General features: G+C 63.7%; 20 protein-coding genes and 1 riboswitch. Of the genes, 6 read left to right on the top strand and 14 right to left on the bottom strand.

Translation table 11 applies throughout. From position 1 onward, the window contains the following. Nucleotides 1-41: 41 nt before the first annotated feature. The 8 genes from AC0J5Z_RS09890 to hemE form a co-directional block, all read right to left on the bottom strand. Nucleotides 42-1118 carry an LLM class flavin-dependent oxidoreductase gene (locus AC0J5Z_RS09890; RefSeq protein WP_475038903.1) on the bottom strand — a complete coding sequence of 359 codons (1077 nt, stop codon included), beginning with the start codon at nucleotides 1116-1118 and terminating at the stop codon, nucleotides 42-44. Further along, a complete protein-coding gene (gene hemB, locus AC0J5Z_RS09885) occupies nucleotides 1118-2098 on the bottom strand; it encodes a porphobilinogen synthase (RefSeq protein ID WP_475038902.1) in 981 nt (326 codons plus the stop codon). The genes AC0J5Z_RS09890 and hemB overlap by 1 nt, the downstream gene beginning before the upstream one ends. Then, nucleotides 2095-2973: a uroporphyrinogen-III synthase gene (locus AC0J5Z_RS09880; protein WP_475038901.1), complete on the bottom strand. Its 879-nt coding sequence runs from the start codon at nucleotides 2971-2973 to the stop codon at nucleotides 2095-2097. Before AC0J5Z_RS09880 ends, hemB begins: the two co-directional genes overlap by 4 nt. Further along, nucleotides 2960-3958 carry a hydroxymethylbilane synthase gene (hemC, locus tag AC0J5Z_RS09875; RefSeq protein ID WP_475038900.1) on the bottom strand — a complete coding sequence of 333 codons (999 nt, stop codon included), beginning with the start codon at nucleotides 3956-3958 and terminating at the stop codon, nucleotides 2960-2962. Before hemC ends, AC0J5Z_RS09880 begins: the two co-directional genes overlap by 14 nt. Further along, on the bottom strand, nucleotides 3955-5178 hold the full coding sequence (locus AC0J5Z_RS09870) for a ferrochelatase (protein WP_475038899.1): 1224 nt from the start codon (nucleotides 5176-5178) through the stop codon (nucleotides 3955-3957). Before AC0J5Z_RS09870 ends, hemC begins: the two co-directional genes overlap by 4 nt. Next, a complete protein-coding gene (hemQ, locus tag AC0J5Z_RS09865; protein ID WP_475038898.1) occupies nucleotides 5175-5876 on the bottom strand; it encodes a hydrogen peroxide-dependent heme synthase in 702 nt (233 codons plus the stop codon). The genes AC0J5Z_RS09870 and hemQ overlap by 4 nt, the downstream gene beginning before the upstream one ends. Before the next feature lie 72 nt (nucleotides 5877-5948). Next, nucleotides 5949-7418, bottom strand: coding sequence for a protoporphyrinogen oxidase (gene hemG / locus AC0J5Z_RS09860; protein ID WP_475038897.1), 1470 nt, complete (start codon nucleotides 7416-7418; stop codon nucleotides 5949-5951). 5 nt (nucleotides 7419-7423) lie between these two features. Then, a complete protein-coding gene (gene hemE, locus AC0J5Z_RS09855) occupies nucleotides 7424-8539 on the bottom strand; it encodes a uroporphyrinogen decarboxylase (RefSeq protein ID WP_475038896.1) in 1116 nt (371 codons plus the stop codon). A 158-nt stretch (nucleotides 8540-8697) separates the two neighbouring features. On the opposite strand from hemE, the gene AC0J5Z_RS09850 reads away from it, so the two are divergent. Beyond that, a complete protein-coding gene (locus tag AC0J5Z_RS09850; protein WP_475038895.1) occupies nucleotides 8698-10020 on the top strand; it encodes a glutamyl-tRNA reductase in 1323 nt (440 codons plus the stop codon). Between the two features lie 37 nt (nucleotides 10021-10057). Here the strand turns inward: AC0J5Z_RS09850 and moeB are convergent, their stop codons facing one another. Continuing rightward, nucleotides 10058-11260, bottom strand: coding sequence for a molybdopterin-synthase adenylyltransferase MoeB (moeB, locus tag AC0J5Z_RS09845; RefSeq protein ID WP_475038894.1), 1203 nt, complete (start codon nucleotides 11258-11260; stop codon nucleotides 10058-10060). Nucleotides 11261-11266: 6 nt separating this feature from the next. Here moeB and AC0J5Z_RS09840 point away from each other — a divergent pair, with 6 nt between their 5' ends. Genes AC0J5Z_RS09840 through AC0J5Z_RS09830 form a run of 3 tightly spaced genes read left to right on the top strand, consistent with a single transcriptional unit; the run spans nucleotide 11267 to nucleotide 12616 of the window. Further along, on the top strand, nucleotides 11267-12001 hold the full coding sequence (locus tag AC0J5Z_RS09840) for a TetR/AcrR family transcriptional regulator (RefSeq protein ID WP_475038893.1): 735 nt from the start codon (nucleotides 11267-11269) through the stop codon (nucleotides 11999-12001). A 50-nt stretch (nucleotides 12002-12051) separates the two neighbouring features. Further along, nucleotides 12052-12276, top strand: coding sequence for a DUF3107 domain-containing protein (locus tag AC0J5Z_RS09835; protein WP_091468712.1), 225 nt, complete (start codon nucleotides 12052-12054; stop codon nucleotides 12274-12276). A gap of 37 nt (nucleotides 12277-12313) precedes the next feature. Beyond that, entirely contained in the window at nucleotides 12314-12616 is a 303-nt protein-coding gene (locus AC0J5Z_RS09830; RefSeq protein ID WP_475038892.1) for a hypothetical protein, read from the top strand. Nucleotides 12617-12682: 66 nt separating this feature from the next. On the opposite strand, the gene AC0J5Z_RS09825 is transcribed toward AC0J5Z_RS09830, so the two are convergent. The 4 genes from AC0J5Z_RS09825 to thiO form a co-directional block, all read right to left on the bottom strand. Next, complete coding sequence (locus AC0J5Z_RS09825) at nucleotides 12683-13018, bottom strand: 4a-hydroxytetrahydrobiopterin dehydratase (RefSeq protein WP_475038891.1); 336 nt, start codon at nucleotides 13016-13018, stop codon at nucleotides 12683-12685. Nucleotides 13019-13031: 13 nt separating this feature from the next. Continuing rightward, the gene (locus tag AC0J5Z_RS09820; protein ID WP_475038890.1) at nucleotides 13032-13829 is read right to left on the bottom strand and encodes a thiazole synthase; all 798 of its coding nucleotides are present in this window, start codon (nucleotides 13827-13829) and stop codon (nucleotides 13032-13034) included. A gap of 3 nt (nucleotides 13830-13832) precedes the next feature. After that, a complete protein-coding gene (gene thiS, locus AC0J5Z_RS09815) occupies nucleotides 13833-14069 on the bottom strand; it encodes a sulfur carrier protein ThiS (RefSeq protein ID WP_475038889.1) in 237 nt (78 codons plus the stop codon). Further along, nucleotides 14066-15334: a glycine oxidase ThiO gene (gene thiO, locus AC0J5Z_RS09810; protein WP_475038888.1), complete on the bottom strand. Its 1269-nt coding sequence runs from the start codon at nucleotides 15332-15334 to the stop codon at nucleotides 14066-14068. The genes thiS and thiO overlap by 4 nt, the downstream gene beginning before the upstream one ends. Beyond that, a riboswitch (TPP riboswitch) is annotated at nucleotides 15327-15445 on the bottom strand. Its footprint overlaps the gene before it by 8 nt. Nucleotides 15446-15472: 27 nt before the next feature. On the opposite strand from thiO, the gene thiE reads away from it, so the two are divergent. After that, nucleotides 15473-16144, top strand: a complete 672-nt coding sequence (gene thiE / locus AC0J5Z_RS09805; RefSeq protein ID WP_475038887.1) for a thiamine phosphate synthase — start codon at nucleotides 15473-15475, stop codon at nucleotides 16142-16144. 22 nt (nucleotides 16145-16166) lie between these two features. On the opposite strand, the gene AC0J5Z_RS09800 is transcribed toward thiE, so the two are convergent. Next, nucleotides 16167-16835 carry a ferritin-like fold-containing protein gene (locus tag AC0J5Z_RS09800; RefSeq protein ID WP_475038886.1) on the bottom strand — a complete coding sequence of 223 codons (669 nt, stop codon included), beginning with the start codon at nucleotides 16833-16835 and terminating at the stop codon, nucleotides 16167-16169. A 155-nt stretch (nucleotides 16836-16990) separates the two neighbouring features. Between AC0J5Z_RS09800 and AC0J5Z_RS09795 the strand changes: the two genes are divergently transcribed. Next, the gene (locus tag AC0J5Z_RS09795) at nucleotides 16991-17950 is read left to right on the top strand and encodes a TM2 domain-containing protein (protein WP_475038885.1); all 960 of its coding nucleotides are present in this window, start codon (nucleotides 16991-16993) and stop codon (nucleotides 17948-17950) included. Nucleotides 17951-18039 lie beyond the last annotated feature (89 nt).

The raw sequence follows: 18039 nt of genomic DNA, 5'->3' as shown, positions 1-18039 counted from the left end.
TTCCTATTCTTTCAGTGATTCAGGAGCGGCATGGCCGCCGCCTAGGATGCAGCCAGCAGCTCAGCAACCCTCGGGGCCACCTCGGTGCCGTAGAGCTCGATGCAGCGCATCATGGACTGATGCGGCAAAGTTCCATTGCTGTATTTGAGGTCGAAGCGGTCCACACCGAGGTTTCGCTTGAGCAAGACAATTTTCTGCGCCACGGTTTCCGGGGAGCCAACGTAGAGGGCCCCTTCAGGGCCGCACATGGCATCGAACTCGCCACGGTTGCCCGGACCCCAGCCACGCTCGGCACCGATCCGATTGCGCTGTTCCAGCCAGTGCGGGAAGAGTTCCTCGCGGGCAGCCTCCTCCGTGTCCGCGATGTATCCGGGTGAGTGCGTTGCGATCTGCCGCATCGGATGGCCATACTTGGCCATTCCCTCACGGTACAGGTTGACGAGCGGGGCGAAGCGGCGGGGCTCTCCCCCAATAATGGCGAAAATGACGGGGTAGCCATATTCGGCGCAGCGCAGCACGGACTCGGGCGTTCCGCCGACGCCAATCCAGGCCGGCAGCAAGTGGTGCTGCAATTTCGGGTACACCTGCAGGCCGTTGACGTTCGGCCGGGTGCGGCCTTCCCAATGAACGGGCTTCTGCGCGCGCACCTTGTCGAACAGCTCCAGTTTTTCCTCGAACAGGACTTCGTAGTCCGCCAGGTCCAAGCCAAACAGGGGGAAAGACTCCACGAACGAACCCCTGCCGAGCATTACCTCAGCCCTGCCGTTGGACAACGCATCCACCGTGGCAAAGCGCTGGAAAACCCGGATTGGATCATCGGAGCTGAGCACGGTGACGGCCGACCCCAGACGAATCCGTGAGGTCACCGCGGCTGCCGCTGCAAGGAAGACCTCGGGCGCGGACACAGCGAAATCGCGGCGGTGGTGTTCCCCCACACCAAAGGCATGGATTCCGACGGCGTCAGCCAGCTTCGCTTCCTGCAGCAACTCACGCAGGACGCGCGCATGCTCCTTCGGGTTCCCATCGGCATCCACGCCGGCGTCGCCAAAAGTGTTCAGTCCGAGCAGGATCTCGTTGGCCCCCACCGGAGCGGTGGGGTCGGAGGAAACGGATGTCATCAGGACTCCTTCAGCCAGCCTGCCAGTTCGGAGGCCCAGTAGGTCAGGACGGTGTCTGCTCCGGCACGCTTGATGCCGAGGACGGATTCGGTAATGGCACCGCGCCTGTCGATCCAGCCGTTGGCCGCGGCCGCTTCGATCATGGCGTACTCGCCCGAGATTTGGTAGGCCGACACCGGCACCGGGCTCATGGCTGCGACGTCGGCCAGGACGTCCAGGTAACTCATTGCGGGCTTGACCATGACCATGTCGGCGCCCTCTTCGAGGTCCAGCTCAACTTCCAGGATGGCTTCCCGACGGTTGGCCGCGTCCATCTGGTAGGTCCGGCGATCGCCCTTGAGCTGGGAATCCACGGCCTCACGGAACGGGCCGTAGAAGGCTGACGCGTACTTGGCAGCATAGGCAAGAACGGCCGTGTTCTTGTGTCCGGATTCCTCAAGGGCTTGACGGATCACAGCGATCTGGCCGTCCATCATTCCTGACGGGCCCAGCACGTGGGCTCCGGCGTCGGCTTGGGCGACTGCCATCCGGCCATAGATCTCCAGCGTGGCGTCGTTGTCCACGTAGCCGTTAGCGTCAAGCACGCCGCAGTGGCCGTGGTCCGTGAATTCGTCGAGGCAAACGTCGCCCATGATCACCAGGTCATCGCCGACCTCGGCCTTGACGTCGCGGATGGCCTTGTTCAGGACGCCTTCAGGATCCAGCGACGCGGTGCCTTGCGCGTCGCGTACCGCGGGCACACCGAACAGCATGATGCCTCCGACGCCCAACTCCACGGCTTCCGCGGCCGCGCGCTTCAGGGACTCCGTGGTGTGCTGGACGACGCCCGGCATGGAGCTGATGGGACTGGGCTCGGTGAGGCCCTCGCGAATAAAGGCAGGGAGGATCAGGTCGGCGGGCGCCAAACGGTTTTCAGCAGTGAGCCTGCGCATTGCGGGTGTGGTGCGCAAGCGGCGCGGACGGTGGTTTGGAAAGCTCATTGCAGGTTCCCTTCATTAGCGAAAACAGATTCCAGGGCGGCCACGATGCCGTCCGGGGTTGGCTCTTTGGCGGTAGCTGCCACGGTGAGGCCGACGCGGGAGGCCTCTGCCGCCGTCGGGCGCCCGATGGCGACGAAGCGGCAGGTGCCCAGTGCAGGAAATAGTTGGGCTATGCGACGCACAGCGCTGGGAGAAGCAGCCACTAATGCGTCCAGAGTTCCTGCGTCAAGTGCGGTGCATGCCTCTTCAGGGCTCAGCGTTGTCGGCACGTCGGGGCCGGTAACCACGACGCCGGACGGAAGCTCCGATGTCAGGCGGAGTTCCGCCCGGGCAGGGTAATCGACGGTGTGGTAGGCGACAACGGACGTCACGTCCGCACCGCTGGCGGTCAAGCCTTCCCGCAGGCCGGGCGCGGCAATATCGGCCTGAGGCAGGAAGACCCGCCCATCGGATGCATCCCACACAGCAAGCAAACCCTCGGCCGACTGGACTTCCGCAGGCGCCAAGGCTACAGCGAGGCCGACGGATTCAAGGACCTGACGGGAGGAGGGGCCGATGGTGGCCACCTTCGTGCCGGCTGGGACAAGGTCCGCGAGGGCAGTGCCGCGCTGCGCAGCCTTCTCCAACAAAACCCGCACGGTAGTGGTGCTGCTGATCACAAGCCAGTCGAAGTCGCCAGCCACCAGACGGTCCAAGGCGGCGTCCAAGGGCGATTGGTCCACGGCCCTTTCAAAGTCGATAAGCGGCAGGACCAGTGGCTCCGCCCCCAAGTTACTCAGGAGCGACGCAAGTGGGCGCGCACGGTCGGCGCTCCTGGTGATCAGGACACGCCGACCGTTCAGCCCGTTCGATTCCTGCGGCTCAGGACGCGGCAAGGTCCGCGATCTCCGCGGCGCCGGCAGCGAGCAAGAGCTCCGCCACCTCGATGCCGAGCAACGTGGCGCCAACTTCCGTGAGGCCATCGGTGGCTTTCTTCTCGCGGACAGTCTTGGTGCCGTCCACGGCGCAGACGACTGCTTCCAGGTGCAGCATGCTGCCCTTGCGGAAGGCGTAGGCACCCACGGGCGCTGCGCAACCGGCTTCGAGCCTCGCCAGGACGGCGCGCTCGGCCGTTACGGCTAGGCGGGTGTCGTCGTCGTTCAGTGCCGCGAGGGCCTGTGCCAACACCCCGTTGGACCCTTCGGCGGAACCGGCCAAGCGAGGGGCGTCGTCGGTGCGGCATTCAATGGCCAACGCTCCCTGCCCGGGGGCGGGCAGCATGACGTCGGTTTCAAAGAACTCGCTGACTGTGTCCAACCGGCCCATCCGCTCCAAGCCCGCGGCGGCCAACACCACGGCGTCAAGGTCGCAGGACTTGCCGGGGACAACAACATCGGTGATGTTCCCCGGCAATCCCGGGACACGGCCAAGGCGCGTGTCCACGTTCCCGCGGATATCGAGTACATCAATATCCGGACGTGCAGCCCGAAGCTGCGCGGCACGCCGTGGCGAGCCGGTGCCGACTTTGGCGCCGCCCGGCAGTTCAGCGAGCGTCATACCATCACGTGCACAGAGAACGTCCCGGACATCCACCCGCTTGGGTGTTGCGGCGATACTCAGGCCGAGCGCGGCTCCCGTGGGCAGGTCCTTCAGGGAGTGCACAGCGACATCACAGGTGTCAGCCAGCAGGGCATCCCGCAGGGCAGCGACGAACACGCCTGTACCGCCCATCTGGGAAAGGGATCCGGTTTTGACGTCGCCCTCGGTCTTGATGTGCACGAGCTCCACCGGGAAGCCGCCCACGGCAGCCAACTGGTCCGCTGTTTGCTGCGTCTGCGTCAGGGCAAGTTTGCTCGCCCTGGTGCCGATGCGAACAGTCACTTGGCAGCCTCCGGAGCGGGGTAGGCGTCGTGGCCGATACCGATGCCGGCGCCAACTTCGGAGATGACGGGTTTTGCCCCGCGGAAGTTCTCGCAGCAGTTGGGACGGCAGACGTCGTACCAGGGGCCAAGGTCCGTAACGTGGGGACGCTCGGCGATGTTGTTTTCCACCGTGCGTTCGCAGATCAGGTCCACCAGGCCGGACACGAAAGCCGCGTGCGTGCCCGGGGTGGGAACACGGGTGGCCTCGATGTCCAGGTTCTTGCAGGTTTCCAGAGCCTCAGTGTCCAGGTCCCAGGCAACTTCCATATGGTCGCTGACAAAGCCAAGGGGAACGATGACCACACCGCGGACGCCTTCGGGGGCGATCTCCTCAAGGTGGTCATTGATGTCCGGTTCAAGCCAGGGAATGTGCGGCGCGCCCGAGCGGGACTGGTACACGAGGTCCCAAGCCACGTTCGGTGCCACGGCGTCCATGATGGCTTTGGCATTGGCAAGGTGCTGTGCAGCGTAGGCGGAACCTTCCGCAAATTCGCGCGGCTCGTCTTCTGACCTGCCTGCGGCCTCTGCATCCCGGGTAGGAATGGAGTGGGTGGCGAACAGCACTCGAATCTTCGAATCCGGGTCGGCTTCGCCTGCCGCGGCGAGCTTCCCACGGATCTCCTCCAGGCCTGCGGCGGTGCCCTCAAGGAACGGCTGGACTACGCCGGGGTGGTCGAAGTACTGGCGGATCTTGTCCACCTCAAGCTTGCCGTCCAAACCGGTTTCGGTCAGCGCGATACCAATGTCTTCACGGTACTGGCGGCAGCTGGAGTAACAGGAGTAGATGCTGGTGGTGAGCATCAGGATCCGGCGGTGTCCGGCGTCGTAAGCGTCCTGCAGGACCGGGGCGATGTACGGGTCCCAGTTCCGGTTGCCCCAAAGGACGGGCAATTCGATCCCCCGCTGTGCCAGTTCAGCCTCGATCGCGGCCTTCAGCTCACGGTTCTGCTGGTTGATGGGGCTGATCCCGCCGAAGGCGCGGTAGTGGTGCGAGACCTCTTCGAGGCGCTCGTCCGGGATGCCGCGGCCACGGGTCACGTTGCGCAGGAAGGGAATCACGTCGTCCTGGCCTTCAGGACCACCAAAGGATGCCAGCAGCACGGCGTCGTAGTGTTTGGCTTCCTGGCGGCCACGCTCCGTGACGGCGTTCGGTTCCGTGGTGATAACAAGCTCAGTCATGCCAGAACCTCGGCAATCTCGGCAGCCGAGACGCGGCGGCCGGTGTAGAAGGGGATCTCTTCGCGGACGTGGTGGCGCGCTTCGGTGGACCGCAGGTGGCGCATCAGGTCCACGAGGTCCACCAGTTCAGGTGCTTCGAGGCCGAGGATCCATTCCCAGTCACCCAGGGCAAACGACGAAACAGTATTGGAAATGACCTGCGGGAATTCGCGTCCAAGCAGGCCGTGGTCACGGAGCATCTTGCCGCGCTCGTCCGTGGGAAGCAGGTACCACTCGTAGGAGCGCACGAACGGGTAGACGCAGAGCCAGGTGCTGGGCTCGACACCCCGCGCGTAGGCGGGTACATGGCTCTTTGCGAACTCGGCTTCACGGTGCACGCCCATGGCGGACCATACGATTTCGGTTCCCGCAAAGAGCTTGCTGCGGCGGATGGAGCGGACGGCGGACTGCAGTTCCTCCGGCTTGGGCCCGTGGAGCCACACCATGATGTCAGCGTCCGAGCGCATGGCCGAGACGTCATAGCTGCCGCGGAGGATCACGCCGCCCTCCGCGAGCTTCTCCGCAAGGGCTTCGAATTCCTGGACAGCATCGCCGCTGCGCAGGACGTCGGCCGAGCGCTTGAAGACCGTCCACAGCGTGTAGAACTGTTCTTCGGTTTCAGCAGTTTTAGTGACAGATTCGGCAGAAGTGTGGCTCATGGTTCAAGTTTGCCCCGTGCCAGCCGCTAAGTCGAAACGGATCAGTTCTACAAGGCGTAGAAGTGATGTAAATCACTCAGCAAGCGGTCTGTCGGCGCGTACCGCAGCAAGTTGCGCCCGCGTATCAGCCACTACTGCGGCAAGGCCGTTTCCGGCCAACCAGCCGCCCACCACGGTAAGTCGGTCCACAGCGGCGCACATCTGGCGTACTTGCGCCACGCGCTGTTTGTGACCGACGGCGGCGAACGGCAAGGCGCCCGCCCACCGCACCACATCCCAGCCAACGATGTCCGTCCGCGACACCGGTACCGTCAGCAGCGCGGAAGCGTCTTCCAAGGCAGCGGCCAACAGCGATGCATCATCCAAGACAAGATCCGCTCCCCCGTCCGCCTCTTCGCGTCGACCATAGGAGAGACGCAAAACGTGCGTGCCGGGACCAGCTTCGTCAGCCAGCCAATCCCACTTGGCCGTTGCATGTGTTAGGGCCTTGGCCTTGATCCCCGGGGTTTCAGGTGCCACCAGGATCCCCGTCCCCCGCGGCCTGCCATCGAGCTGGGGCAAGTCCACCACTATCGTCACAAGGCTCACCAGCGGTCCGGGAGCCGGGCGGAGGCTGGACAGCTCAGGCAAGGACTTCTCCAGCAGCCCAACGGCTGCTGGACCGTCCAGCGCAACCACCAAACGCCCGGCGTCGTACGTGGCATTCCCGGCGGTGACCCGCCAACCCTCCGGGGTCTTCACGACGTCGTCGGCGTGTTGACCGGAGAGCAACTCAACTCCGCGTTCCCGCAGGTCCGCTACCAGCGCGTCCACCAGGGTGTTCATTCCACCCTTCAAGCCCGCGACGGCGGACCCCGCTTTAACCGGACCCGACGCGGAGCCGTTGGCGGTTTTGCGTTGAGCCGCTACCGCGGCAGCGAGAGAGCCGTGAGCACGGAGTCCCGCGCGCAGGCCCGGCGCGACCATGTCAACATCCAAGAGTGCAGGGTCCGCCGAGTGAACGCCACCCACCACCGGCGAAACAAGCCGTTCAAGGACTCTCTTGCCCATGCGGGCACGAACCAAGGAGGAAACGCTGGTGACCTCCGAGGACGTTCCAACAGAGGCAGGGAGCCAGCGGTCCAAAGAGGCCCTGATTGCTCCGGCGAGGCCCAAAGACCGCCGTACCTCGGGGTCCCAGGGGTTCGCAGGAATCCCAAGCACTCCCGTTTTTGGGAGCTCTTGCGGGCCGTCCGGCAGTTGCACCCAGGCACCTCCCGGGTGCGGGGCCACGATCCGGTCCGCCAGTCCAAGCTCACGCGCGAGGTCGGCCACAGCTGTGGACCGTGTGGCGAACGACTCCGCCCCGCTGTCCAACTGCAGCCCGGCAACAACATGGCTTCCTACGCAGCCGCCCCAGGTGTTGCTCGCCTCGAGGACAGTGACGTCCGAACCGGCAGCGGCCAGTTCCCGCGCGGCGATCAGGCCTGAGATGCCGCCGCCCACTACGACGGCGGTTGGCCGTGCAGCGTTTGCCTTGGGCGTTGAGTGTCCCCCGCGCACTGCTCCTACTCCGTGGGGATGGAGTGGATGAGTTCCACGACGCGCGTCAGGACCGTGGGATCCGTTTCGGGAGGAACTCCGTGGCCAAGGTTCAGGACGTGGCCGGGGGCATGGGAACCGGCGGAGATGACCTCACGAACGTGGGCTTCAAGGACCTCCCACGGGGCAGATAGAAGAGCGGGGTCGATGTTGCCCTGCAGCGGCACGGTCCCACCGAGTCGACGGTTGGCCTCGTCCAGGGGCAGCCGGTAGTCGACGCCCACAACGTCCACGCCGACGTCACGCATGGCAACCAGGAGTTCGGAGGTGCCGGTGCCGAAGTGGATCAACGGCGCCCCGAGTCCGCGGACATGGTCAAGCGCGCGGGTGGATGCCGGCGCCACGTACTTGGTGTAGTCAGCCAGGCCCAGGGATCCGGCCCAGGAGTCAAACAGCTGCGCTGCCGAAGCCCCTGCCTCAAGTTGGGCCTGAAGAAACATGCCGGAGGTATCGGCAGCCCAGTTGGCCAGTGCGGCCCACGTCTCGGGATCGGCGTGCATCATGGTCCGCGGGCCGAGGTGGTCACGCGAGGGCTTCCCTTCAACCATGTAGGCCGCAAGGGTGAAGGGTGCACCGGCAAAGCCGATAAGCGGTGTCCTTCCGAGTTCGGCAACCGTCAGGCGGACGGCTTCACGGATGGGCTCGAGGGCCTCCCAGGTCAGCGTGGGCAGGGCAGCAACGTCGGCTGCCGTCCGGACCGGCTTGTCCAAGACGGGTCCGACGCCGGGGACGATGTCCACGCCGACACCCGCCAGCTTCAGCGGAATGACGATGTCCGAGAAGAAGATGGCGGCGTCCACATCGTGACGGCGAACAGGTTGGAGGGTGATCTCGGCGGCGAGTTCCGGGCGGAGGCAAGAGTCCAGCATGGCCACGCCCTCCCGCACCTTCAGGTACTCAGGCAGGGAACGGCCGGCCTGGCGCATGAACCAGACTGGCCTGCGGGACGGTGTGCCACCGCGGTACGCCGTGATCAGCGGGGAGTCCGAGGTGCGACCATCCTTCAGCGGGTGGTTGGCGTCGAGGGTTCCCGCCGGGGCGTTGGAGGCCGTACTGTTGGATGCTGCCGCGCTAGAAGTCATGCCTTCGATTGTGCCGAAAATCGGGGGCAAAAGATAACGACAAGCTGTCACGTCGCGCCCCGCCCGGGCCGTTGTGGCCGGGATCACTCACTTGCGTGTGGATCGCCACGGCGCCACATTGTTCTACCGGGCTACGAAAAAGCTATGATTGGGGTGCTGTGGTTCTTTTCTCATTGGTGGCTACACACGCCGACATCGACCTCGAAACTGTCGCTCAGTTGAGCAACGGTTCCTCTGAGCTTGCCTCGGCAGCCCTGACGGACTCCTCTGTGGTCTCCGGTGCGGTGGTCCTTGCCACGTGCAACCGTTACGAGGTTTACGGCGAAACTGCCAACGGCGCCGACCTTGAGGCAGCCCGTTCGGCCCTCGTGTCACAGATCAGCGAACTCAGCGGCCTCAACGAGCAACTCGTCTCCCGATCCTTTGCCACCCACACTGGCCCGGACGTCACCCGGCACCTCTTCGCCGTGAGCGCCGGACTGGATTCAGCCGTGGTGGGTGAGCGTGAAATTGCAGGCCAGGTTCGCCGGGCACTGATCACGGCCCAGCAGGAAGGCACCGCCAGCTCCGGCCTCGTGCGTCTCTTCCAGGCAGCGTCGAAGACCGCCAAGGACGTAGGCGCGCAAACCGCCCTCGGCTCGCGTGGGCTTTCGATCGTCTCGGTCGCACTGGACCTCGCCACTGACCTCGCCGAAAATGACGACTGGTCCACCAAGAAAGTGGTTGTGTTCGGAACCGGGGCCTACGCCGGCGCTACCATGTCGCTTCTCCGTGAGCGCGGCTGCACGGATGTTTCTGTTTATTCTTCTTCCGGCCGCGCCGAAGGCTTCGTCGCAACACGCGGCGGAACAGCGCTCGACGCCGACACTCTTCCCCCTGCCGTTGCCGCGGCTGACGTCATGATCGGCTGCAGCGGTTCCGACAACCGGGTGGAGGCCGCAGATCTAGCCCGTGTCCGGGCGAATTCGGGCAAACCCCTGATCGCTATCGACCTCGCCCTTACCCATGATTTCGATCCTGCAGTGGGCGAACTCGACGGCGTTGAACTCCTGACGCTCGAATCCGTACGGCTCGCTGCGCCTCAGGAACAGGCAGAGTCACTCTCGCAAGCCAGCGCAATCGTCAACGGCGCTGCCACATCATTCGAGTCCGAACGCGAAGCCCGCTCCGTGGACACCGCCATCGTGGCGCTCCGCCGCCACACCATGAACGTCCTGGACGCGGAAATGGAAAAAGTCCGCGCCCGCCACGGTTGTACTGCCGCTGCCGAAGAGGTGGAGTTCGCTTTGCGCCGGATGGTCAAGCAGCTCCTGCACATCCCCACCGTCCGTGCCCGCGAACTCGCAGCCAACGGCCAGCAGGATGACTATGTTGCCGCGCTCGAGGCCCTCTACGGTATCCAGGTGGAACAGCCCCAGGCTGTTGCCCCGGCCGCCGAGTGCCCGGTGGATCACGAGCAACTCCGCTCCGAAAGCGCCTGACCGCCCTCCTCTGCTACTTGGGCGCCCACCCCTCCGCTTAGTAGACGGGCTTTTGCGGCTCCACATCCCGCACCCAGGCGAGAATACCGCCGTCGAGATGGCTGACGCGGGTGTAGCCAGCCTTTTGCGCCGCCTCCAGAACGGCAGCCGAGCGCGTGCCTGCCTTGCAGTGGAACACAATGTCTTTGTCCTGCGGCAGCTCCACCCACGCCTCGCCGGAGAGGATGCGACCCTGCGGAATGAGGCGGGAACCGTCGATGCTGACGATGCTGTGCTCCCCGGACTCACGGACGTCCACGAGTTCGAAGTCCCGCTCCCCCGACTCCCGCTCAGCAATCATGGCGGCGAGCTCCTTGGCCGAAACAGTGTGATCCTGGTCCGTGGCCGCAAGTGGCGTCACGCCGCAGAATGCCTCATAGTCGGTCAGTTCCGTGATGGGTTCGGCTTCAGGGTCCTTGGAGACCTTGATCTCGCGCCAACTTCCACCCAAGGCGTCGAACAGCGCCACCCGGCCCAGCAATGTACGCCCGACGCCGGTGATCAGCTTAACGGCCTCCGTCACCATGAGCGATCCAACCGCGGCGCACAGCATGCCGAACACGCCACCCTCACCACAGGACGGCACGGAGCCGGCGGGAGGAGCTTCAGGATAGAGGTCCCTGTAGGTGGGACCGTGTTCGGCCCAGAAGACGCTCACTTGGCCGTCGAACCGGAAGATGGAGCCCCAGACGTAGGGCTTACCGAGGATGGCAGCGGCGTCGTTTACGAGGTACCTCGTGGCAAAGTTGTCGGCGCCGTCCAGGATGAGGTCATACTGCGCAAACAGCTCCAAGGCATTGGAAGAGTCGAGCCGGATGTCATGCAGGACAACGTTGACCAAGGGGTTGAGCTCGGCGATGGCGTTGCGTGCGGATTGGATCTTGGGCGTGCCCACGTCCTTCACGCCATGGATGACCTGGCGTTGCAGGTTGCTGAGGTCCACCACGTCGTCGTCCACGATGCCGAGGGTCCCTACACCGGCGGCAGCCAAGTACAACAACGCAGGAGAACCAAGTCCGCCTGCTCCTATGACGAGGACTTTGGCATTCTTAAGCCTGCGTTGGCCCAGGGCGCCAATTTCAGGAATGATGAGATGCCGGGAGTATCGCTCCACCTCTGCCGGCGTGAGTTCGGCGGCCGGTTCAACGAGGGGCGGCAGGACAGCGGGCGCAGCAGTGTGGGCAGCAACAATTGAGGCCATACCCCAATGTATGCCTGCCGATGCCGCCCGGTCATATTACCCCCCGGTAGAGTAGTCATAACTGCAAAGGAAAGGCGGCAGACTGTGGCTGACGGCACACGGGCAAACGATGGGGCACCGGCCAAGCAGGAACGGGCAGGTACAACGCGTTCACCAAGGTTGCCGCGGGACGAGCGCCGCGCACAGTTGCTGAACGCGGCATTGGAAGTTTTCGTCTCCAACGGTTTCCACGGGGCGGCCATGGACGAAATCGCAGAAGCTGCCCACGTGAGCAAACCAGTGCTTTACCAGCACTTCCCGTCCAAGCGTGAGCTTTATATGGCCCTTTTGGACAGCCACTTGGCAACCCTGACGCAGCTGATGCTCGACGCCCTGAACTCCACCACGGACAACAAGGAACGCGTCAAGGCCGTCATGCGCGCCTACTACAGGTTCATTGCCGACGACGACCAAGCACACCGCCTGGTATTCGAGTCGGACCTCATTAACGACCCCGACGTCAGCTCGCGTTTGGAGACTTTCAACAAAACCTTTGCTGACGCCGTGGCCCACGTCATTGCCGAGGACACCAAGCTGCCCCCGCTTGAAGCGCAGCTTCTTGGGCGTGGTTTAGCCGGAATGGCGCAGGTCAGCGCCCGGTATTGGCTTGAAACGGATGGAAACCTGGACCTCGATGTGGCCAGCGATCTGATCTATCGTTTAGCTTGGCGCGGAATCAGTCGATTCCCCAAAGAGTCCTAGGCTACAAATAGAGGACTGACTTAACCCTTGATTGGCTTGGAGGCCTTGCTGTGGAAGTAAAGATCGGCATTCAGAACGTTGGCCGTGAGATCGTGCTCGAATCCTCTTTGGATGCCGACGCGGTTGCCAAGATCGTGGCCGAGGCCGTGACCAAGGGCTCCGAACTTCGCCTTACGGACGAGAAGGGCCGCCAGATCATCGTTCCCGGCAACGTCCTGGGCTACGTGGAGATCGGCGCCGAGGAAGTTCGCCGCGTAGGCTTCGGCGCCCTCTAGCCCAGCCCCACGTCTCGTCGTCCGCTAAGGAGTTTTCATGCTTTCTCTCGTCGTGGTGGTTTTGGCCACCATTGCCACCGGATTCATCGTGTGGGCCAACGACAAGCGGCACGGCAAATACGGGATCGCGCTGCCTGCCGGCGTCTCAGCAGCTGTCGGCACCCTGAGCTGGATCGCATTCATCAGCGCCGGGTTGGGCTACCAGCCTGGCGCCACATGGATTCCGTGGGTCCTGCCGATTGTTCTCGGCACTGTTGCGGCGGTTGCCGTGGTGCTCTTCTTGGGCCGGACCCGGACGAAGCACGATACTGCGGCGCTCACCAAGGCGCTGCGGCTTTGAGGCGCGAGATGGCAGTTAACACCAATGGTCGAGCTTGGGATTGGTGTTAATTGCCATCTCGGCTCTTCACGACGCCGGATACCGCTCAGGCTGCGCGGCTGCACCTATATTTGCGGCCGCTTCGCTGACAGCGGTGGCAGCGGCAACGTCACGTTTGGTCACCTGGCCGCCCGCATCGTGGGATACGTAGCGGAGAAAAACCCTGTTGTAGCGCCACTCCAGGTCCGGATGATGATTTTGATCCTCGGCGATTTCTCCAACCGCGGCGATGAGTGCAAGCGCGTCCGCCGCCGTCGAGGTTTTATAGACAGTCACCAGGCCACCCTGGTACTTCCAGTCCGGCAGGTCCCCGAGAGCAGCGTTGATGGCCGCTTGAGTCAGTTGGTCTTCCGTGCCTGCCATGACTGCTCCTTCATCAGAGGAACTCTGCCCGGCCCTCCATCGCCGAGGATGCGAGCGCGTGCTCCCGCCGTGGAATCCGGCCTGCCTGCTTGGCCAGCCTACCGGCGATCACAGCATGTTTGAAGGCTTCGCCCATCTGCACCGGGTTCTGCGCCCGTGTTACAGCTGTGGCTAGCAGGACGGCGTCGCAGCCCAACTCCATGGCCAAGGCAGCATCGGAAGCTGTCCCGATCCCCGCATCGAGGACCACTGGTACAGAGGCTCGGGACACTATCAGCTCAATGTTGTGCGGGTTCAGGATGCCAAGGCCGGTCCCAATGGGCGATCCCAAGGGCATCACTACTGTGGCACCCAGATTCTCAAGCCTCAGCGCCAGGACGGGATCGTCATTGGTGTAAGCGAAAACCTTGAAGCCACGGTTGACCAGTTGTTCCGTTGCGTCCACCAGTTCCACGGCGTCGGGAAGGAGTGTGTGTTCGTCGGCAATGACTTCCAGCTTCACCCAATCGGTTTCCAATGCCTCCCGAGCCAGTTCAGCGGTCATCACGGCGTCCTTGGCAGTGAAACAGCCCGCCGTATTGGGCAGCACGCGGATGTTGTGGTCCACCAGCAGCTGGAACAGCGATCCGGTTTCGGCGGGCGAATAGCGGCGCATCGCCACTGTGGTGAGCTCCGTTCCCGAAGCAAGGAGCGCAGAACCCAAGCCGTCCAGGCTGGGCGCACCGCCGGTACCCATGATCAGGCGGGACCCAAATTCGACACCGTCGATCACCAAGGAATCGGTACGGACCTCAATGTTTGCTGTTGTCATGATTCAGCCTCCTTGGACTGCAGTGACGAGTTCGAGTTCATCTCCGTCGGCGAGTGCCGTCGCGGCCCATTGGCTGCGCGGCACTACCTCGGAATTACGGGCGACGGCGACTCCCAGCTTCCCGCCATCGGCTGCCTGTCCGCGGGGGTCCAGGACGCGACCGGTGATGGCCGTGACGAGAGTGCTGACGGATGCGTTGTCCTCCACTGCGTGATCGGATCCGTTGAGTTTGATGTTCATGCTGTTTCCTTGGTGGGAGCGTGTACAGCTGGCGTGAGGCCCCGGTGTCCAGAGGCGTTTGCGGCGAATCGATCGGGTCGGAAATGCACCCATCGGGGGTCGACCGAATCGTTGATCAGTTCCCCCACGATCCTGGCGGTTACCGGATTCAGGAGGACGCCGTGGCGAAAGAATCCCGTCGCGATTACCAGACCTGCAATGTCGCCGTCGGAACCGGTGACCCGTCCGAGCAGCGGTGCGTTGTCCGGAGTCCCAGGGCGGGCGCGGGCGGTTGCTTCCAAGAGTTCCAGTTCCGCTACTGCGGGGACCAATGCTTGGGCATCCCTCAGCAATTGGTAAACGCCACCCGCCGAGACCGCGTTGGAAGAGGCTGACAACCCGTCTTCGCGTTGCGTGGCTCCAATCACCACAGTTCCGTCGTCCCGGGGCACGATGTACACAGGCACCCCACGAACCATCCCGCGAACAGTTGACGTGAGCAAGGGCATGAGGTGCCCGGGGACGCGTAGCCGAAGGATGTCGCCATATACCGGCCTCACCGGAAGGCTCAGGCCATCAGGGAGACCGGAGAGTTGGGACGCCCCGAGCCCGTTGGCCACCACCGTTTCTCCGGCGTGAACGGTGACTCCTGAGTCCAGCGCCACGCCGGTGACACGCCCGCTTTCCCACAGCAAACCGCGCGCCCGGGAAGCAACTGCGAATCCGTCATCGGCGTCCGGCACCCAGGAACTGTCACTTGGCGAGTGGGCTGCCAGTCCTGCCAGGAGGCATGCCGCGAGATTCCTCGGATCGACTTGGTGGTCGGCAGGGATGTCAAAAGCACAGGAGATCTGCGGGCTGAGGAACGGCTCCCGTTGCCTCGCGTCCCGCAGAGCGATAGGTTCGACTTCCAGGCCAGCCGCAAGCTGGACCGACCTTAAGTCTGCGAGCGCCCTGCGGTCGGCTGCATCGGCACCCACGGCGAGGGTCGGCGTCGTGCGATATCCACTGTCCCCTCCCCCCGGGTGCAGGCCGTCCGCGAAGGAGGGCCAGAGCCGGGAAGACTCGAGCATCAAGTCAAGAAGATCTTCTTCCTGGTGGTGCAGTTCGCTGACGGGTGCAAGCATGCCGGCAGCGGCAAACGTCGCGCCGGACGCGGGCGCTGGATCGATGAGGGCAACTGAACGGCCAAGTCGTCGGGCTTCGTGCGCGATGCCGAGGCCGATGACGCCGCCACCAATGACGGCCACGTCTGCCTGGATGGCAGTATGGCGGGGATCTGCCATGCGTTTCCTTCCCTACGCCGGTACTAGCCGGATCAGGTCAAGCGGTCGGCGCTGAAGCCCTCTCAGCCGGACAGTCATATGACGAACGTCGCGGCTCCCGCAGTACGTGCCCAGTTTAGAGGAACTACTCTGGTTTCCATGACCCAGCCTGATGCCCTCGCCTCCGCCCGCCTTTACCTGTGCACCGATGCCCGTAAACGGCAGGGCGATTTTGAAGACTTTGTGGACGCCGCTTTTGAAGGCGGCGTGGACATCATCCAACTCCGCGACAAGGCACTGGAAGCTGCGGAGGAACTGGATATTTTGGCCGTCCTGCGGAGCGTGGCACAACGGCGTGGTCGGCTCTGGGCAGTCAACGACCGGGCCGATGTTGCCAGTATTTCCGGGGCTCCCGTATTCCACATCGGCCAGAAGGACCTGCCCTTGACGGCCGCCCGCACCCTCTTGCCGAACGTCACCGGCATCGGCCTTTCCACCCACACACCCGGACAAGTCGACGCTGCAATCGCCACCTCCCAAGGTCCCATGGGACTGGATTATTTCTGTGTGGGTCCGGTCTGGGCAACACCCACCAAACCCGGCCGCGAAGCCGTCGGTCCGGATCTGGTCACATATGCCGCGGAAGCGTGCAAGCGTTCAAGCAACGGTGTGACGCTCCCCTGGTTTGCCATCGGTGGCATCGACCTCAGCAACGTTGAACAGGTAGTGGCCGCGGGAGCCAGCCGGATCGTCGTCGTCCGTGCCATCACCGAGGCGACGGACCCGACGGCGGCAGCAAAGTCGCTGCTGCAAGCGCTCGACACCGTCTAGCGAAAGTCAGGCAGCCAGGCGGTTACGCGGTCAGGCCAAGGCCTGTCATCCGGCGCGCGTGCTTATCAGCGAGTTCCGTCGTCAGCCTTTTGACCGCAGCACGCGCGTCCCCACCACTCTTTAGCGTTGGGCCCAGCAGGGGGTGCTCCATGCCGACGCGCTGCGCCTGCGTCAAGGCTTCTCCCACCAAGCGGCGGCCCCACAACGCCAGCCGCGAGGCCAGGCGCGGGTCATCGGCCAAGGCCCGTCTCAGCAGGACGCGAAGGACTTCCGTTGCCTGATCGGGGGAAGCCACACGCTCAACGAAATGCTGCGTTGTTGGGTCGAGGAACATGGAGACGGCCCTGTAGAAGTCCGATGACACAGTATCGATGACATAGGCCTTCATCAAGGACTCGAACCAGTCCCCCGGTTTGGTGCGCTCATGGAAATGATCAAAGGAGCGCTGAAACGGCAGCATGGCTTGTTCGGGATCGACACCCATCTCGGACAATCGGTCGCTGAGGAGGGCAAAGTTGCCGTAGGCCCCGACGGCGATCTTCCCGAGCACCGACCTGTCGTGAAGCGTGGGTGCATAGCGGGAATCAAGGGAGAGCCGCCCGAAGGCGGACAGCTCGCCATATGCCATGGCTCCGAGCAACTCCGTGGAGAGTTGCCCCGCAGAGATTGCGACGTCCGGGGAAGTGCCCATGATCCAAGATTATCCCTGGCCGTCCACAACCTCCTCGAAGCCGGGTTCCTGCTTCCAGCGCCACTCCTACTAGGCTGGCTCGAAGTGAGTTGACTGCCGCATGCCCGCATGACGCAAGTCCTCCTCCTCGCACCCACTTCACCGAAGGATCATTAATGAGTCACCCGAGTTACCCGCCCTCGCCCCAGAACGAGGCCGGAGCAGGAGTTCCACCGGTCCCCTCAGGCCCCTCCACCTTTGCAGGCCAGTTCCAGGGTGGAGCCCCGACCGGTTACCAACCCGGGCCGGATTTCGGTCCCTACGGAACCCCGGGAGCAGGTGCTCCGGCCAAGTCCTTCATGACCACCTGGATTCTGTCGCTGCTCCTGGGTGGCCTTGGTGTCGACCGCTTTTATCTGGGCAAGATCGGCACCGGTGTGGCCAAGCTGCTCACCGCGGGCGGCTTCGGTATCTGGTCCATCGTGGACCTCATCATCACGCTGACAGGAAACGCGCGGGACAAGCAAGGCCGTCCGCTGGTGGGTTACCCGGAGAACAAGAAGAAGGCGTGGATCATCACCGTCGTCGTCTGGTTTGCCGGCCTGATCCTCGGAATCGTGTCCACGGTGTTGTCGTTGACTCTAGTGGCTGCTGCGGTCCAGCAGGGCCGAACCACACCTGTCGCGCCGCTCCCTTCGGCCAGCCAGGGGCCGCTGTTGCCGTCTTCGGGAACTGCCAGCGAGGCGAACTCCTTCACTGTTAACGTCGATGACAGCACCACAGTGAAGGTCGGCGTCGTTGACTCCCTTTACACCAAAGAAATTCCCTCCATGTCATACATGAAGCCCGCCAACGGAGGTTTCCTCGTCCTGGAGGTCTCCTGGGAGACACTGACGGGGACGAGCTTCGCCGCGTCAACGAACTTCGAGGCCTACGATGCTGACGGCAAAAAGGGAGAACTGCTTTTCCTCGAGGAAGGACTGGGGAGCCTGCCCATGGGCACTGTTGCCCCTGGAGAAGTGCAGCAGGGAGTTATCGCGTTTGACGTCAAGAATGGCCCCACCACCATTGTGGTCACCGATGTCTATGGCGATGAAGCCGCAACCTTCACGCTGACACCTCCGCCGGGCCAGTAGCCCCGGCCACATACGTGCTTCGAGAAATAACCCGCCATCCCTCACGGACGGCGGGTTTTTTCGCCAGGGCGTCCAAGACTATCGGCCCA

Source organism: Paenarthrobacter sp. TRD_SC_7 (genome assembly GCF_056156245.1).
Note: the sequence above shows the minus strand (reverse complement) of the source record. Positions and strands in the feature narration are given on the sequence as shown.

Coding starts and splice junctions, on each gene's coding strand:
- AC0J5Z_RS09890 (WP_475038903.1), bottom strand. CDS start 1,118: ATGACATCCGTTTCCTCCGACCCCACCGCTCCGGTGGGGGCCAACGAG.
- hemB (WP_475038902.1), bottom strand. CDS start 2,098: ATGAGCTTTCCAAACCACCGTCCGCGCCGCTTGCGCACCACACCCGCA.
- AC0J5Z_RS09870 (WP_475038899.1), bottom strand. CDS start 5,178: ATGACTGAGCTTGTTATCACCACGGAACCGAACGCCGTCACGGAGCGT.
- hemQ (WP_475038898.1), bottom strand. CDS start 5,876: ATGAGCCACACTTCTGCCGAATCTGTCACTAAAACTGCTGAAACCGAA.
- hemE (WP_475038896.1), bottom strand. CDS start 8,539: ATGACTTCTAGCGCGGCAGCATCCAACAGTACGGCCTCCAACGCCCCG.
- moeB (WP_475038894.1), bottom strand. CDS start 11,260: ATGGCCTCAATTGTTGCTGCCCACACTGCTGCGCCCGCTGTCCTGCCG.
- AC0J5Z_RS09840 (WP_475038893.1), top strand. CDS start 11,267: ATGTATGCCTGCCGATGCCGCCCGGTCATATTACCCCCCGGTAGAGTA.
- AC0J5Z_RS09830 (WP_475038892.1), top strand. CDS start 12,314: ATGCTTTCTCTCGTCGTGGTGGTTTTGGCCACCATTGCCACCGGATTC.
- AC0J5Z_RS09825 (WP_475038891.1), bottom strand. CDS start 13,018: ATGGCAGGCACGGAAGACCAACTGACTCAAGCGGCCATCAACGCTGCT.
- AC0J5Z_RS09820 (WP_475038890.1), bottom strand. CDS start 13,829: ATGACAACAGCAAACATTGAGGTCCGTACCGATTCCTTGGTGATCGAC.
- thiS (WP_475038889.1), bottom strand. CDS start 14,069: ATGAACATCAAACTCAACGGATCCGATCACGCAGTGGAGGACAACGCA.
- thiO (WP_475038888.1), bottom strand. CDS start 15,334: ATGGCAGATCCCCGCCATACTGCCATCCAGGCAGACGTGGCCGTCATT.
- thiE (WP_475038887.1), top strand. CDS start 15,473: ATGACCCAGCCTGATGCCCTCGCCTCCGCCCGCCTTTACCTGTGCACC.
- AC0J5Z_RS09800 (WP_475038886.1), bottom strand. CDS start 16,835: ATGGGCACTTCCCCGGACGTCGCAATCTCTGCGGGGCAACTCTCCACG.
- AC0J5Z_RS09795 (WP_475038885.1), top strand. CDS start 16,991: ATGAGTCACCCGAGTTACCCGCCCTCGCCCCAGAACGAGGCCGGAGCA.